Below are 14,931 nucleotides of genomic sequence, written 5' to 3' on the forward strand. Positions count from 1 at the left end.
GCCCGGGCGGAAAGCGGCTCGGAACGAGCGGCACCGTGCACGAGGGCAAGACGCTGTTGTATCGTGCGAGCAAGCTCGACTGCGATGTATGCCCGCTCAAACCGCAGTGCTGTCCAAAAGAACCATCGCGCAAGATCCCGCGCGACATACATGAGCACGCCCGGGACGTCGCCCGGTCGTTCGCTGGCACCGAGGGCTTCGAGACATCACGACGTGAGCGCAAGAAGATCGAGATGCGGTTTGCGCACCTGAAGCGCATCCTTAAGCTCGGTCGACTTCGACTGCGTGGTCCACAAGGCGCCCAGGACGAGTTTGTTTTAGCTGCCATCGCTCAGAACCTGAGGCGGCTCGCGTCACTGGTTGCGCGACCGCCACCGGCAGAAGTTCTGTGCACCGCGTAGCGTTGGAGTTGAGCGCCAAGGCCGGCGGCGTTAAGCCGCCGTCCTAACAAAACGCCAAACGACCCGATCCCTTGCACCCGACTTTTGCAACAAAATCCGCCATAAGCGGACTCATGCGTTGCAGCAAACTGCGTCTTTTAGTCGATCACCTCGTCTGCGCGGGCGAGCCGCGCCGCGGGAAGATCGCATTCTAGCGGTCTTGAGGTTGACGACTAGCTCGTATTGGTCAGCGCTTGCAATGCGAGCATTTCAAACAGCCTTGAATGACTAACTTGTAAGCTGACTTTCCGCTGGCGACCTCTAATGTTCTGGTCAAATCCGCTTTGGACATTGGCGCGACTTGGTCTGAACGACGGTGCCGGATAGCGGTAGGGAATGCAGCAATTGATGCTTGGAAAGGGTTATAGTCGCACGCAATTCAGCCACGGAGATCGAGCCATCGCCATGCGCCACGCCTCCCTGTTGCACGCTCTTACCACAGCCGGCCTGTTCACCGGTCTGTTCCTCGGATCCAGCCTCATCTCAGATGCATCCGCCGCGACCGCCGGCCACGCCTTGGCCGTCTCCGTCGATGATTTCAATTATATCGACACGTCGAACGAGCCCACCGATCAGACGGCCGTGCATGAAAAGCGATTGCGGGCTTTCATGACCGCGCTGCGGGACGACGTCACGGCAGACCGGCGCTTTGAGCTCGTGCCCTCCTCCTGCGCACCAAATTGTCCGACCGACGGACCGGCGTTGCGCGATCGGCTGCGCGCGGCGTCACAGGCCGGCGCGCAGATCCTGATTATCGGCATCGTTCACAAGCTAAGCACGCTGGTGCAGGTTGTGCGGATTGCTGCCATCGATACGACAACCCAGCGCGTCGTGTTCAGAAAGTACTTCCAGTTCCGCGGTGACAATGACGAGGCATGGCAGCGGGCGGAACGCTTCGTATCGGAGGAGGTCCGCGACCGGCTGCTTGAAAGTAGATCGCAGCAATAGGCCGCGCGCGTCTGCAATGGGTCATCCGCGTTGGTTTGAACGGACCACGGCGACTTCCGGTCTACCCCGATGAACGGACATTCTCAGGATAGGCGGGCATGTCTCAAAGGTGCCAATAGTGGACATGATTGAGCCAGTCGATTGCACGGCAAGTAAATCAACGGACAGCCCAGTTAGAGACCTTCGCGTCTTCGCTGAAATGGACTGCAACTCTTCAAAAGTGTTCAGCGTCGTTATTTCGCTCGATAGCGAAGGGCATCCACTAACAGCGAAAACGCCGGCGAAGCTTGCCGTCGGCTGGGATAGTACAGGTGGTATCCGGAAAACGGCGGACACCAGTCCGCCAACACGCGGACAAGCTCGCCGCTCGACAGGTAGGGCTGAACCTGACCTTCGGTCAGGTAGGCCAGGCCGAGACCCTGCAGCGCGGCGCGCAGCAGGGCGCCGGAGCTGTTGAAGACGAGTTGCCCTTCGACGCGCACGTTGAGTTCGCGCCCGTTCCTCTCGAACTCCCACGCATACAGGCTTCCGCCATGGGTGGGCAGGTGAAGGTTTACGCAGTTGTGCTGCGTCAGATCCTGTGGCGTTCGCGGCCTCTTTCTGGACTCGAAGTAGGACGGCGAGCCCACCACGGCCATGCGCAGGTCCGGACCGACCCGAACTGCGATCATGTCCTTAGCCACAAGTTCGCCCGGCCGGATCCCGGCGTCGTACTGCGCCGCCACGATGTTCGTGAGGCCGACGTCGATCATCACCTCGACTTTGATGTCCGGATACAGCGGGGCGATCTTGGCCATGGCGGGCATGAGGATCGCCTGCGCGGCATACTCGGTCGCGGTGATCCGGATCGTCCCGGCCGGCTTCTCGCGCAGTTCGCTCAACGCCCCGAGTTCGACTTCCATTTCGTCGAACTTGGGCCCGATCGTGAGCAGTAGCCGCTCGCCGGCCTGCGTCGGCGTGACGCTCCGCGTCGTGCGATTCAGCAGCCTGACGCCCAGCCGCTCTTCCAGACTCTGAACGGTCTGGCTCAAGGTCGGCTGGGAAATCGCGAGCCGGGCCGCCGCCCGGGTGAAACTGCGTTCCCGCGCCACCGCCAGGAAGGCGAGAAGGTCGCTCGCGTCGGCGCGTTCCATTTATAGGACACTCCAATAAATCCAATTGAGTTTTATCATCTAATCCCCGGGGCCCCAAGCGCTTACCTTGGGAGTTGACCGGCGGCCGAACGACGGCCGCGAAGCGACGAATCCCAGGAACGGCGATGTCCGTTGTAGCCATGAAAGAGACTGTCGATCCTCGTCCGTTAGCGGCGTCGCTGTTGCCGATCATGGGCGTGGTTTTCGTCGGCTTTCTCGTCATCGGCGTCGCGATGCCCGTGCTTCCGTTGTACGTTCACGACGGATTGGGGTTCGGCACGTTCGTGGTCGGTCTCGTCGCCGGCAGTCAGTTCGCCGCATCGCTGATCGCGCGACCGTGGGCGGGTCACTATTCGGACGGTCGCGGCGCGAAACGCGCGGTCGTCCTGGGTCTGCTCGCGGCCTCCGCGTCCGGGTTACTCTACCTGTGCTCACTCCTGATCCGCCGCGATCCGGAGGCCTCGGTAGCGGTGCTCCTGCTTGGGCGAGCCGTACTCGGGGGAGCGGAAAGTTTCATCATCACTGCCGCGGTCAGTTGGGGATTGGCGATCGTCGATGCCCAAAACACCGGCAAGGTCATCGCCTGGTTGGGATCCGCGATGTTCGCCGCCTTCGCGATCGGCGCGCCGGTCGGCTCTGCGCTCTACGCCGGCTACGGGTTTGTAGCGATTGCGCTCGTCACGGCACTGGTGCCCTTGGCGCCGCTGCTGCTCATTGCGCCTCTTCCCGCTGTCGTGCTGGTGCCGCGCGCCCGCTTATCGTTCGTCAAAGTGTTTGGAAAGGTGTGGGTACCGGGTCTCGGCTCGGCGTTGGGCAGTGTGGGGTTTGGGGCTGTGACCACGTTCGCCGCGTTGCTGTTCGCCGATCGCGGCTGGACGCAAGGCTGGCTCGCATACACCGCCTACGCCGTCGCATTCATCCTCGCGCGCGTCTTCTTCAGCCATGCAGCCGACAGGTTTCAGGTTTGGCGGCGCCAAGGTCGCGCTGTTCTGCGTGCAGATCGAAACTGCCGGACGGGCGCTGATGTGGCTGGCCGCTCGTCCCGAACTGGCGCTGATCGGGGCCGCTCTCACGGGATTCGGATTTTCGCTGGTCTATCCGGCTTCGGCGTCGAAGCGGTCCGTCGGGTGCCGGCACAGAGCCGCGGCCTTGCGATGGGAGCCTACACCGCCTTCCTCGACCTGGCCCAGGGCCTCGCAAGCCCGGCGCTTGGGTTGGTCGCGAAAGGGGCCGGCCTGAACGCCGTGTTTCTCGTCAGCGCCATCACCGTGCTTTGCGCCGCGCTCGTCGCGTCATGGCTCATAGCATACCCAGTGACCATCGGAGGACAACCGCAATGAGATTGCTCGCAGCAACCGTACTTTCATTATTGATCGCCGCCAGCACGGCCAGCGGTCAACAGACAACCATCGAAGGATTGAAAGCCATGCCCACAACCGAAGACATTCGTGCCGTCGCGCCCGCCCTCGAAAAATATGCGAAGGGCGTCGTGCTCAGCGATCTCTGGAAGCGCCCAGGAATGTCGCCGCGCGACCGAAGCATCGTCACGGTCGCCGCGCTGATCGCGCGCGATCAGACGGTCGAACTACCGTTCTATCTCAATCTCGCGCTCGACAATGGCGTGAAACCCGCCGAGATCTCGGAGATCATCACGCATCTTGCGTTCTATACCGGCTGGGCCAACGCCATCGACGCCGTTTCAGCGGCGAAGGACGTGTTCAAGAGCCGCAATATTGGAGCCGATCAGCTCCCGCCGGCTTCCGGGCCTCAGCTACCGCTCGATGAGGCCGCGGAGGCGCAGCGGGCCACGCGCGTCGGGCAGCAATTCGGACAGATCACCCCCAGTCTTGTCCAGTACACGACGGATGTCCTGTTTCGAGATCTCTGGCTGAGGCCGGGACTCGCGCCGCGGGACCGCAGCCTGGTCACCGTCAGCGCCCTGGTTGCGACCGGCCAGGTCGCGCAGATCACCTACCATTTGAACCGGGCGATGGATAACGGGTTGACCAAGGAGGAGGCCGGAGAGGTCGTCGGACAGCTCGCTTTCTACGCCGGTTGGCCCAACGCGTTCTCGGCCGCGCCGGTGATCAAGGAAGTCATCGAGAAGAGGCCCCGGTAGCAATGTCGTACTCGCGCCGACAAGTGATCGTCGTCACCGCCGGGCTTGCTGCGTTCGCCGCGACGAGCGCCAACGCAGAAAGCGCGAAACGCGCAGCGAAGGAGTTCGGATATGGATATGGACATCAAACGAAACGGCTCTCGGCCCTCCGCCAAAGGCTCTCCGGACTGGTTCACCGGATCGGTCCGCGTGGATCCGCTGTTTCAGGCTCCGGACCCGGCGCGGGTGGGCGGTGGCCAGGTCACCTTCGAACCCGGCGCCCGCACGGCGTGGCATACGCATCCGCTCGGCCAGACGCTGATCATCACGGCCGGTCTGGGATGGGTGCAGCGCGATGGCGGGCCCGTCGAAGAAGTCCGTCCGGGCGACGTGGTTTGGTTTCCGCCCGGCTTGAGGCATTGGCATGGCGCGTCGCCGACGACGGCGATGACACACATCGCCATTCAGGAATCGCTGAACGGCAAGAACGTCGATTGGCTGGAAAAGGTCAGCGACGAACAATACCGGCGGACCTGATTCCAGCCGAGAAGCCATGACCGGATCGACGCTTTTCACCTTAATCCTCGGAGCGTTGCTGAGTGGCATCGTCTCGAGCGCCCATGCCGAAGGACGCGGCCCGTCGGCTCCCGCGACGTCGCAGGACGCATCCGCTCAACGGACAAATGCGATGAAGATAAGCATAAAAATCCAGGACAAGGTCGTCACGGCCACCTTGATGGACAACGCGACATCCAGGGATTTCGTCTCGCTTCTGCCAATGGATTTGACATTGGAAGATTACGCAGCGACCGAAAAGATCAGCAACCTGCCGAGAAGATTATCCACTGAAGGTGCGCCCCCAGGCAGCGATCCTTCCCTCGGAGACATCGCCTACTATGCGCCTTGGGGCAACTTAGCCATATTTTATAAAGATTTTCGTCATTCGAGCGGGCTGATCAAATTGGGAAAGATCGATTCCGGCATCGAAGCACTGAAAGCAACCGGATCCGCGAAAGTGACGATCGAGCTTATCGACAAGTCGCAATAGAAAGAACGTCGACACTAACCGCAAAGTGATACAGGCGTTCGCAGCAAGGACGATTCAATGAAGCCCCACGTGATCTGCCACATGGCCGCCAGCGTCGACGGCAAGACGCTACTCAGCCGCTGGAAACCGGAAGGCCGTGTCGCGGCAGGCTTGTTCGAGCGGCTGCACGACGAACTCGACGGCGACTCCTGGCTCGTCGGCCGCGTCACCGGACAGGAGTTCGCCAAAGGCAGCGCATATTCCGCATCGGCCGGCGGACGCTTTCACCGCCATGCCTGGTTCGCCCGGCGCGACGCAAAGGCCTACGGCGTGGTGCTGGATGCGAAGGGCAAGATCGCTTGGGGCCGCGTGGATATCGGCGGCAGCCGGTCTTGTCTTGCGCGTTCAGTCTGGGTAGCCGGACCAGGTCCATCCCTGACCACGGCATAGGCCCCCACCGGGCGGTCGATATTCTTGAGGTTCTGCTCGCCCCAGATCGGCGAACTCAACGCCGACCTTGCCCCGGACTTGATCGTATGCAGAGGCTGAGATGCAGATGCCGCCGGGTTCTGCGATACTTTCAAGCCGCGCCGCAATGTTAACCCCGTCTCCAAAGATGTCGTGGGGCTCGAATTACGTCGCCGATATTGATGCCTACACGGAAAGTAATGCGCCTATCTTCAACATCTCCGATTGTCAGTTCGTCAATCCGGGTCTGGAACTGTACAGCAGCTCGGACGGCTTCGACGGCGCTCGAAAACTCCGCCAAGAATCCGTCGCCGGTGTTCTTCACGACGCGGCCGCCGTGGTGCGCAATCGCTGGCTTTACACCGTTCGCTAGGAGAGTGGCCAGTTTGGCGTGGGTCGCCTCTTCGTCATTGTGCATCAACCGCGAGTAGCCAGCCACGTCGGCGGCCAGTATCGCCGACAGCCTCCGCTCGACTCGGTCTGGCCGCTCCTGCACCATGCCTGCGATCCAACCTAGACGCGATTTGTACAACGGGTCACCTGGGATGGCTATACGGGCAAATGTCGCAATTGGGTCAAAGGCGCCGTTTTAACAGTCGGCCGGTCACTTCCGATCTTCCCCGGTGAGCAGACGTGATCAGAGCCCGTCGGCACGTCCCAACAGTGTCAAAAGCTGCCGTCGGCCAACTGCTACATTCCCTTCTCGTCATGCGCCTGCCTTCCAATCGAGTTCGCCTCGCTCATTCACGGTTTCATAGAGCGGGCCGCGAGCGAATGCTTTGCCAAAGCGATCTTCGCGTCCAACGTATATGAACGCCTTGGTCGGCAGGCGCTCGCCAGCGGCGAGCGCTAGGGTGACGTCGATCAGCTTACGGTCGTAAGAGCTGCCCTCGCGCTCAAGTTGGTCGAGCCGCGCCAGCGTCTCATTATCGACGGTATAGATTTCACCGACTAATGGCTTGCCTTCTGGATCAGGCATGATCACCGGGAAGCCGTTCTCAATCATGTTGTGGCCGGTCTCAATCATCTTGTAGGTCGGCACGGTAACTGCGCCGCCGAAGAACTCGCATCCACCAAGCAAGCGATGGTTAAAGAAGCCGCTCTTGAGGGTGCCGTAAACGAATACTCTATGCATGATGCTCCGCATCTCTTCCAATGTCGCAGAGGCGTAGGTAATTGGCCTCCTCACCAGTATGATATAGCGGACGAACAAGGGTTGCGGCCCATGTCTCAGTTGGGTCAAAGAGCGACGTCTGATCGATTGAATTGGACCCAAGTACGTCTCCAATCGTCTGAAAGCCGACGTCGTTTCAGAAGGTTGCCGGTTGGAGAATGGTCGACCTCGTTAACTGAGGAGGTGATCATGACCGAAGTTTTAATGATCGTTGAAAGCGCCTCAAAGCACGTTCCGTGGAACAAGGGAAAGATCGTCGGAGCGAAGCCGCCGCTCCGCCCGAAGCACGTCTGGTCGATCTGGACAAAGCTCCAGGTCGAAGGTCGGCTCCGTGACCTAGCCCTGTTTAACGTGGCTATCGACAGTAAGCTTCGTGGCTGCGATGTAGTGGCGCTGAAGGTCGATGACATTGCGCCAAGCGGCTATGCCCCCGATCGCGCGAGCGTTCGGCAGAAGAAGACGGGCCGGCCGGTCAAATTCGAACTGACCGAGGCAACGCGCCAAGCCGTGGACGACTATCTGAAGGCGACCAGCAAGAAGCCGGGAGAATATCTGTTCACCGGCCGACGGGGACCCAACTGCAGCCTAACCACCCGACAGTACGCGCGGCTGCTCTCTGATTGGCTTGCCAGCGTAAAGCTGGATCCGCACCTGTTCGGGACACATTCCCTCCGGCGAACGAAAGCGACCCTGATCTATCGGCGCACGGGCAACCTACGAGCGGTCCAGCTCCTGTTGGGTCACACGAAAATCGAGAGTCGTTCGATATCTCGGGATCGAGGTCGACGACGCGCTCGCAATAGCAGAACAAGTTGACGTCTGAATCACCGGGGCGGAGCGGACGAACTCCGCCCTCGTTAGGTAGGCAGCTAAGAGCCAAATGCGGACCTCCGGCGTCAATGATTGCCCAGAAACCTAAGGACGGCCTGATCGTAAGCGTCAGGGCTTTCCGAGGGCACGGTGTGCGAACTTCCGGCAATGACGATCCTCTCACGGTTCGGCAAGCAGGTGTGTAGCTGGTCGACAATTCGATGGAAGAACTTCGGACTTCGCTCGCCATTGGACAGCAGCGTTGGCGCATTGATCGACTTGGCCATGTCGCACGTGAAAACCGGTCTCGGGCGTTTCGTTGTCGCGTCGGCCTGATGGGATGCCACGTTATCCAAGTTCATCCTCTTGTCGGCGTCGGAACGACGGTCGTAAGCACCCGGGCCACCAACGGCATTTACGAACAGCGGTATCCCAGACTTGACCTCGCCTGTCTTCAACGCCTCTCTCGCCGGTACCATACCATTGTTCCAATCCTTCAGCATGTCGGAGGCATCGGGAATACCGGCCAGTATACCGGCCGCAGGTGGTTCATTGAGCGCGAGGCCAATTACCATTTCTGGATGCGCGGCAGTAAAAAACAGCGCCGTATGCGCGCCCGACGAATGTGCGACGACCCGCACTTTGGATAGTCCTAGAGCCCGTATAAAGGCGGCAAGATCCTCGCCATGCGCATCCGCGGCGCCATCCGGCACTCCGTCCGCGCTCGCCTCGTTTGGGAAATGGTTGCGGCGGCTGTAGGCTATCGCACGATAGCGATCGGCGAATTTTGGAAGGTGCGCCAGCCACATTCGGTAATCTTGAAGACCGCCGTGAACGAATATGACCGGCTCGCCTTGCCCAACTTCCACGTAGGAAAGTTCAGTTCCGTTCGCGGAGACGCGCTTGATGTCCCCTGCATGGGCCTTGGTAACTTCGATCAAAATACAGGACGCTGCGGCGAAACCAACGAGGAGGCGAAACATTGCGATCTCCCTTCTTGCGTGTAGTGTGGCTTTTGGTCCTCACCCATCAGCTTAGAAGTCTGATACAGCCACAAGCAATCGTTTGCTTCGGCTCTCATCGGCCACTTCGGCAAGCCGTACTAAGGAACTGATGCTGCGCCGCCCCTCTGGCAAATGTGTGGGCCAAAACATGCCACGATCGCTCAGGCCGCTTTGCTCTCGGTCGGGACGGTTTTCTGCACTGGTACCTACCGCCTTAAACAGGAAGTATCCACAAATACGGTCTCGAAAATCAGTGATGGACGAGTGCTGCCTCCGCAGGTGCGGCTCTATGGGACCGTAGGAATACAAAACGGGACGCCACGGAAATCTCTGCGTCAGCGCGGCCATCTTGGCCGATGAGGATTAGTCCCGCTCCGCCATTGGCTACAGTCAATATGACCGGCTCGCCTTCCCATGTTTTGATCGGCTCCATTCCGATAATGAGAAATTCACCGATCGGCTGATCTAGGTATTGAAGCCTCAGGTGCGGAGCGATCTCCGCTGCCGCAAGACCAAAACCTAGCTGTTTCGCGCGGGCATAAATTTGCCCCAGCGACGCAGTCTGGGTCTGAAAGCCGAGTTCGGCCGCCGATACCGTATAGAGCTCCAGGTCTGCTTTCGTGGCGCTGAGGGTAAACGCCGGTCGAGCAAGAATTTCCCCAGCCAAGCCTCCAGTACCACAGCCTACTGCATGCAACGCGTTACGTAGAGCAAACGAATTTGAAAACGTCCCTATTGTAATCTTCTTCCACACCGGAACATCGACGGCGGATCTGACTAGAACCTGCGGCATAATAGGTGAGGAAGTCTTCTTGAGCCTCAGTTGGTTTTGCAAACTATCCCTCGCCGTGCATTGAGCTTTGGCCTCGCTCGCGAATACGAGGCTGCACGTGCAGAGCAGCATAAGGATGATAGCGCCGTGCCATCCTGTCGAGTGACGTGGTGTTGTGACATCTCGCCTCCAGCGATTCGAAGTGACGTAGTCGATGTCGCCGAGGGTGATACCAATATCCGTTAGCTCCCGTTCGCTCAGGCGGCACAGTTCGGTTCGCAGCCTCTCGCGCTTGCGCCACTTTTGAAATGCATCCCAATATTGTTCGAGAGGGCTATAGACTTGCCGCTTTGCGGTTGTCTGCCGCAGCTCGGTGACCCCGTGGATCGTGCTCATTGCGATGTGTCCAGGCTGGACTGTTTCACCCAGACGATGATGCCGGGACATGCGTTGGCGCGCTTAACAGGTGGCTTACATTTTCCTTACCGGCAGCTTATTCTTTGCGCTCTAGCGGTGCTCAGAGGATCTCCGATGATCGGGGGCGACCCGGGGGAATGGCAGCTTGCGCTATCTCTTTGAGGATTACGCGTTTGATACCGACCGGCGCGAGCTGTACCGCGAAGCGGACGCGGTTGCTATCACACCGCAGGTTTTCGACCTGCTGGAATACCTAATCCGTAACAGGGAGCGCGTCGTCAGCAAAGAAGACATTATTCGCGCTGTCTGGAACGGACGCATCGTTTCAGATGCCGCGCTGACAACCCGCCTGAATGCCGTTCGGAGCGCGATCGGCGATTCTGGCGAGCAGCAGCGCCTAATCAAAACGCTGCCGCGCAGAGGCGTCCGCTTCGTTGGAACGGTTCGAGAAACGCCCATGGCCGCGGACTCGGCAGTGATTGCCGACTCCGATGAGCAGAGAATTCGGAGTGCCAGCGATTCAGTGCGGGTTGATGGCATTGTCCGGCATGGACCCGATACGCGAACACACAACGGCGTTCCAATGCTGAGGTCGCCTTCAGCGCCACGTCTGTCCATCGTGGTTCTGCCCTTTGCGAATATCGGCGGCAACCCCGAGCAGGACTATCTCGTGGAAGGTGTGACCGATAGCTTGACCACAGACTTGTCGCGTCTTCGCAACTTGTTTGTAATCTCCCGGAACAGCGCCTTCTCATATAAGGGAAAGGAAATCGACGTACGGCAAGTCGGCCGCGAATTGAACGTCCGCTACGTGCTCGAAGGTTCAGTGCAGCGCAATAGCGATCGGCTTCGGGTGAACGTGCAGTTGATCGATGCCGAAAACGGTAAGCATCTTTGGGCCGAGCGTTTCGAGAAGTCCGTCGGCGACCTCTTCGATGTGCAGGACGAAATCGTATCGAGGGTCGCCCACACGTTACATGTGCAACTCATTCTAGCCGAGGCTCAACGAGCAAAGCGTTCGCCGGATCCCGATGCAACGGACCTGAATTTTCAAGGTGTAGCCTGCTTATACAAGGGGTGGACCCCTGAATACTTAGCGCAAGCGCGCAGCTTTTTCGAACGTGCCTTGGCAGTCGATCATCAAAGTATCGCAGCGATGGTCGGCATCGCAAACGTCGATCTGATCGCGGTGATTTCCCTGCTAACTGACGATCCGACCGCTTGCCTTTCGGCAGCCGAAACAAATGCGATCAAAGCGCTTTCATTAGCCCCGGACCTTGCGTATGCACATTTGGTCTTGGGTGGCATTTACAGCACGACAAACCGTGCCGCCCAAGGGATTACCGAATGCGAGCAGGCATTAGCGCTAGATCGCAATTTGGTCTACGCCCATAGCGCTATTGGTTTAGCCAAATATTATATGGGTCGCGCTGCCGAGACCGAGGCCCATATACTGGAGGCTTTCCGTCTCTCGCCTCGCGATATGGGTGCCTACCAGTGGATGTATTTTCTGGGTGCAGCCAAGATACATCTCGGTGCGGATGCCGAAGCTGTCGCTCGGCTACGACGAAGCATAGACCTTAACCGAAATTTACCTCCAGCCCATTTTGCCTTGGCCGCTGCCTTGGGCTTGCTCGGCGCGTTGGATGAAGCGCGAGCCGCTGCGGAGGCGGGACTTGCGCTCAGCCCAGGCTTTACCATCCGCCGCTTACGCGCCGCCAAATCAAGCGACAATTCGATTTATCTCGCTGGACTAGAGCGGGTCTGCACAGGCATGCGCATGGCGGGGGTGCCGGAGGGGTAATGTCCGCTAATGGGATGGACCGGCTGCTTCCCCCGCGGGGATAGTCTGCAAAGACTACACCGCAGCACCAGGAGAAGCAGCTCATGGATACCACCACTCCACCCCTTGCCTCGATCGGCATCGACATCGGCAAGGACGTCTTCCACGGCGTTGGCTTTGGCACGAACGGCAAGATTGCTTTTCGTCGTAAGATCAAGCGGTTGGCGCTCGTAGAGATCTTTAAAAAGCTGCCTCCGAGCATCGTCGGTATGGAGGCGTGCCTCAGCGCCCATTTTGTCAGTCGGGCGCTGCGTCAACTGGGTCACCAGCCGCGGATCATCCCTGCGATCTATGTGAAGCCGTTCGTGAAGGGACAGAAGAACGACTACAACGACGCTGAGGCGATTGCAGAGGCCGCACTGCGGCCTAACCTGCGCGTCGTGCGAGAGAAGACGCAGGACCAATTTGACCTCCAGGCCCTCCATCGCGTTCGCTCCCGGCTGGTCTCGCAGCGGACAGCGACGATCAATCAGATCCGTGCCTTTCTGATCGAGCAAGGCATTACGGTCAGGACTGAAGCAAGGGCTTTGCGCAACTCTCTTTTGGCGATCCTAGAGAACCGGCAGGACGAGATATCGTCACGAATGCGCGGCCTGATCACTGATCTATACGAAGACTGGACGTTTCTCGATGAGCGGATCGAGACCATTGCCGGCGAGATCGACCAAATCGGCGAGAAGGAAGCCAACTGCCGCCGCCTCATGAGCGTTCCCGGCATTGGTCCACTGATCTCGACCGCCGTTGTCTCTGCTATCGGTACCGGCGAGGCGTTCGAGCGCGGGCGTGACTTCGGCGCATGGCTTGGTCTTGTGCCACGCCAGTACAGCACGGGCGGCCGATCCATTCTGGGCCGCATCTCCAAACGAGGAAGCAAGTACCTCAGAACCCTGTTCATCCAGGCCGCAAACGTCATCCTGATGCGTCCGCACAACTGGGAGCGCTTTAGCTTCGGAGCATGGCTTCGGAACGCAGCTCCACGGCTGCATCGCAACAAGCTGGCAACGGCCCTGGCCAACAAACTGGCGCGGATCGCCTGGAGCATCCTGCGCAACGAGAAGACCTTCGACGTTCCCCGTCACGAGGCAATGGCGATCTGAGCCAAAAACCTCATCCAAGTTCGCGACAGAGAAAATGCATGGAACGGGTCGATGAACGCATCAAGAGTCTGGTGACCCTAATGGTTGCTCGCCAACCTGTCCGCTAATGAGACCAAAGATGCGTGCGTATTCCCATCAAGGCCGCGGCCCGCGAGCCGATCAAACAGGCCGGATACATATCAGCGACTTCCGCAGCCCACGCACAATCTCTCTTGCGAAACGCAGCCGGTCCATACATTGCGTCAGTTGCGTCGTTCTGACGGCGCGCAAGCCACTTCCGGTCTACCTCAAAAAGCAGACATGTTTAGAGTCCGGAGGCACGTCTCAAAGGGGCCAAGAGCGGAAGTCCCGCTGATTTCTGTCAGTGACGCGGATCATCTCCGAAGCGCAGGGCAGCTACCCGATGGGACGTTTCGCACTCTCTCTTTGTTGCCGGGATCGTATTTCAGCCCAGCGTGCAGAACGTTCAGCCCCGCAAATTCGTATCGGTCGGTGGCAAGTTCATGAGAAAAGAGGACATCGATGGTCGTGTACCACCGCACTAGACACAAGTAGCACACAGGCGCGAACCGCACCCGCGGCAAGTAGTATGTGAAACGGACGCGCGAGCTGACGCCACGCCGGTGCATGTCCGGCACCTCCTGCGTTTGGACGTATTCCGCGCCGATAGTGCGCAGAATGGCATGTGCCGAGGCCAGTTGCCGATTACTGGACGGATCGGATCCAGCAAGCTCTCCAATGTGTGAGACGAGCTGATCCCCGATATCGCTGCCCTCCGATGGAAGAAACACTCCGTTCGATAGACCGGGCCATACCGTCCAGCGTTGCGCGCCGGCGCGAGACACTATGGTCTGGTATTCGACATCGCTAATCGAACCGAAGCTACATTTCTCCTGCATGAAGAGATCGATAAAGTTGACGCTCCAGAGTATGGCCCAGAGCAAGATGGGGAGCGCAAATGGCATTCCCAAGACGGACAGCACGCCTATCGCAATCTTCGACCTCACACTCAAAGCGAAGCTCCTTAGAAACAACATGAACAACGCAAAGCGAGTTTCCAACCGGCGATCGTCGGCTGCCGATTCGCGGCACCTGTTCGTCCACTCACCTATTGGTTGCGCCATCTTAAAACATCGTTTTGAAATAGGTTTGACTTGTTCCAGCGGACCAAAAAATCCGAAATAGCGACGTCCTAAATGGGTCAAAAGCGGCGGTGGAAGCGAGCGTGGACCGATGTCCGGTTTACCGCTGGCAGCCGACGTCACAACGGCTTAAGCGCTGTTCGGCTATGTGCCGATTTTGTTGCAAAAGTCGGTTGAGAGAGGCCTCGAGGCGTGATTCCGTTGTGTTGAGGCGAATCGCGACGAGGTCGATCCATGATGGGCCGTCTGAAGAGTGACCAAGGTCAACTGTTCTACGAGTTTGATCTTAGCGACGCGATTCCCGAAGATCATCTGGTGCGGAAGATCGATGCTGCTCTCGATCTTTCCTGGCTTCGCAGCGAGCTTGCACCTCACTATTCGTCGATGGGTCGCCCGTCGATCGATCCGGAACTGATGATCCGGATGCTGGTCGTGGGGTACGTCTTTGCGATCCGCTCGGAGCGGCTGCTCTGCCGTGAAGTGCAGGTGAACCTCGCCTATCGCTGCAAGCTCGGTATCGAGGATGCTATCCCGGATCATTCGGCGTTCTCGCGGGCG

At 59.2% G+C, this 14,931-nt stretch carries 13 protein-coding genes and 3 pseudogenes; 11 read left to right on the forward strand and 5 right to left on the reverse strand.

All coding sequences use genetic code 11. The features are described from left to right. Both CQ13_RS38200 and CQ13_RS38205 read left to right on the forward strand, forming a co-directional pair. Positions 1–401 (forward strand): transposase (locus CQ13_RS38200; protein ID WP_197427206.1); only part of this gene is annotated, 401 nt, incomplete at its 5' end. 375 nt (positions 402–776) lie between these two features. Further along, positions 777–1,388, forward strand: a complete 612-nt coding sequence (locus CQ13_RS38205) for a DUF2380 domain-containing protein (protein WP_082637895.1) — start codon at positions 777–779, stop codon at positions 1,386–1,388. Between the two features lie 233 nt (positions 1,389–1,621). Here the strand turns inward: CQ13_RS38205 and CQ13_RS38210 are convergent, their stop codons facing one another. Beyond that, positions 1,622–2,521 (reverse strand): LysR family transcriptional regulator, encoded by a 900-nt coding sequence (locus CQ13_RS38210; protein ID WP_057847926.1) that lies wholly within the window; start codon positions 2,519–2,521, stop codon positions 1,622–1,624. A gap of 125 nt (positions 2,522–2,646) precedes the next feature. Here CQ13_RS38210 and CQ13_RS38215 point away from each other — a divergent pair, with 125 nt between their 5' ends. The 5 genes and pseudogenes from CQ13_RS38215 to CQ13_RS38235 form a co-directional block, all read left to right on the forward strand. After that, on the forward strand, positions 2,647–3,861 hold the full coding sequence (locus tag CQ13_RS38215) for an MFS transporter (protein ID WP_283807574.1): 1,215 nt from the start codon (positions 2,647–2,649) through the stop codon (positions 3,859–3,861). Beyond that, entirely contained in the window at positions 3,858–4,640 is a 783-nt protein-coding gene (locus CQ13_RS38220) for a carboxymuconolactone decarboxylase family protein (RefSeq protein ID WP_057847927.1), read from the forward strand. Before CQ13_RS38215 ends, CQ13_RS38220 begins: the two co-directional genes overlap by 4 nt. Before the next feature lie 117 nt (positions 4,641–4,757). Then, a complete protein-coding gene (locus CQ13_RS38225; protein ID WP_057847934.1) occupies positions 4,758–5,156 on the forward strand; it encodes a (R)-mandelonitrile lyase in 399 nt (132 codons plus the stop codon). Positions 5,157–5,172: 16 nt separating this feature from the next. Further along, positions 5,173–5,667 carry a cyclophilin-like fold protein gene (locus CQ13_RS38230; protein WP_063800243.1) on the forward strand — a complete coding sequence of 165 codons (495 nt, stop codon included), beginning with the start codon at positions 5,173–5,175 and terminating at the stop codon, positions 5,665–5,667. 57 nt (positions 5,668–5,724) lie between these two features. Next, positions 5,725–6,030: pseudogene (locus CQ13_RS38235) on the forward strand (2-hydroxy-3-oxopropionate reductase); the annotation flags it as partial. On the opposite strand, the pseudogene CQ13_RS40310 reads toward CQ13_RS38235, so the two are convergent. After that, positions 5,985–6,613, reverse strand: a pseudogene (locus CQ13_RS40310) (adenylate/guanylate cyclase domain-containing protein); the annotation flags it as partial. The pseudogenes CQ13_RS38235 and CQ13_RS40310 overlap by 46 nt on opposite strands. 207 nt (positions 6,614–6,820) lie before the next feature. Further along, entirely contained in the window at positions 6,821–7,327 is a 507-nt protein-coding gene (locus CQ13_RS38245; protein WP_156434163.1) for a gamma-glutamylcyclotransferase family protein, read from the reverse strand. A gap of 150 nt (positions 7,328–7,477) precedes the next feature. On the opposite strand from CQ13_RS38245, the pseudogene CQ13_RS38250 reads away from it, so the two are divergent. Further along, positions 7,478–8,111 (forward strand): annotated as a pseudogene (locus CQ13_RS38250) (tyrosine-type recombinase/integrase). 73 nt (positions 8,112–8,184) lie between these two features. On the opposite strand, the gene CQ13_RS38255 reads toward CQ13_RS38250, so the two are convergent. Both CQ13_RS38255 and CQ13_RS38260 read right to left on the reverse strand, forming a co-directional pair. Further along, positions 8,185–9,081: an alpha/beta fold hydrolase gene (locus CQ13_RS38255; protein WP_057847930.1), complete on the reverse strand. Its 897-nt coding sequence runs from the start codon at positions 9,079–9,081 to the stop codon at positions 8,185–8,187. 271 nt (positions 9,082–9,352) lie between these two features. Then, complete coding sequence (locus CQ13_RS38260) at positions 9,353–10,270, reverse strand: DUF1127 domain-containing protein (RefSeq protein WP_082637896.1); 918 nt, start codon at positions 10,268–10,270, stop codon at positions 9,353–9,355. A gap of 166 nt (positions 10,271–10,436) precedes the next feature. On the opposite strand from CQ13_RS38260, the gene CQ13_RS38265 reads away from it, so the two are divergent. The 3 genes from CQ13_RS38265 to CQ13_RS38280 all read left to right on the forward strand — a co-directional run. Continuing rightward, positions 10,437–12,095: a winged helix-turn-helix domain-containing protein gene (locus tag CQ13_RS38265; protein WP_057847931.1), complete on the forward strand. Its 1,659-nt coding sequence runs from the start codon at positions 10,437–10,439 to the stop codon at positions 12,093–12,095. Between the two features lie 83 nt (positions 12,096–12,178). After that, positions 12,179–13,231, forward strand: coding sequence for an IS110 family RNA-guided transposase (locus CQ13_RS38270; protein ID WP_057847932.1), 1,053 nt, complete (start codon positions 12,179–12,181; stop codon positions 13,229–13,231). Positions 13,232–14,607: 1,376 nt separating this feature from the next. Further along, positions 14,608–14,931, forward strand: a 324-nt coding sequence (locus tag CQ13_RS38280; protein ID WP_197427285.1) for a transposase, incomplete at its 3' end; no start/stop codon positions are given.

Origin of the sequence: Bradyrhizobium retamae, from assembly GCF_001440415.1 — a bacterium.
In the GTDB taxonomy this organism is placed as follows: domain Bacteria; phylum Pseudomonadota; class Alphaproteobacteria; order Rhizobiales; family Xanthobacteraceae; genus Bradyrhizobium; species Bradyrhizobium retamae.

Bases quoted from the DNA above. Each gene is read 5' to 3' on its own strand.
- CQ13_RS38225 (WP_057847934.1), top strand. From the start codon at position 4,758: ATGGACATCAAACGAAACGGCTCTCGGCCCTCCGCCAAAGGCTCTCCG.
- CQ13_RS38205 (WP_082637895.1), top strand. From the start codon at position 777: ATGCAGCAATTGATGCTTGGAAAGGGTTATAGTCGCACGCAATTCAGC.
- CQ13_RS38210 (WP_057847926.1), bottom strand. From the start codon at position 2,521: ATGGAACGCGCCGACGCGAGCGACCTTCTCGCCTTCCTGGCGGTGGCG.
- CQ13_RS38230 (WP_063800243.1), top strand. From the start codon at position 5,173: ATGACCGGATCGACGCTTTTCACCTTAATCCTCGGAGCGTTGCTGAGT.
- CQ13_RS38270 (WP_057847932.1), top strand. From the start codon at position 12,179: ATGGATACCACCACTCCACCCCTTGCCTCGATCGGCATCGACATCGGC.
- CQ13_RS38255 (WP_057847930.1), bottom strand. From the start codon at position 9,081: ATGTTTCGCCTCCTCGTTGGTTTCGCCGCAGCGTCCTGTATTTTGATC.
- CQ13_RS38220 (WP_057847927.1), top strand. From the start codon at position 3,858: ATGAGATTGCTCGCAGCAACCGTACTTTCATTATTGATCGCCGCCAGC.
- CQ13_RS38215 (WP_283807574.1), top strand. From the start codon at position 2,647: ATGTCCGTTGTAGCCATGAAAGAGACTGTCGATCCTCGTCCGTTAGCG.
- CQ13_RS38260 (WP_082637896.1), bottom strand. From the start codon at position 10,270: ATGAGCACGATCCACGGGGTCACCGAGCTGCGGCAGACAACCGCAAAG.